The 440-nt window shown below is 52.0% G+C and carries 1 rRNA gene; it reads right to left on the bottom strand.

The features are described 5' to 3' along the window. Positions 1-440 (bottom strand): 16S ribosomal RNA (locus tag AC1DE7_RS31855); the annotation flags it as partial.

Below are 440 nucleotides of genomic sequence, written 5' to 3'. Positions count from 1 at the left end.
TTGTTGGGATTGGCTCCATCTCGCGATTTCGCAGCCCGTTGTACCGGCCATTGTAGTACGTGTGTAGCCCAGGTCATAAGGGGCATGATGATTTGACGTCATCCCCACCTTCCTCCGGTTTGTCACCGGCAGTCTATCTAGAGTGCCCATCCGAAATGCTGGCAACTAAATATAAGGGTTGCGCTCGTTGCGGGACTTAACCCAACATCTCACGACACGAGCTGACGACAACCATGCACCACCTGTCTCCTCTGTCCCGAAGGAAAGATACATCTCTGCATCGATCAGAGGGATGTCAAGACCTGGTAAGGTTCTTCGCGTTGCTTCGAATTAAACCACATACTCCACTGCTTGTGCGGGTCCCCGTCAATTCCTTTGAGTTTCAGTCTTGCGACCGTACTCCCCAGGCGGAGTGCTTAATGTGTTAACTTCGGCACCAA

The organism is Paenibacillus sp. 10L310 (assembly GCF_056395745.1).
This window is presented reverse-complemented; position numbering and strand designations above follow the sequence as displayed.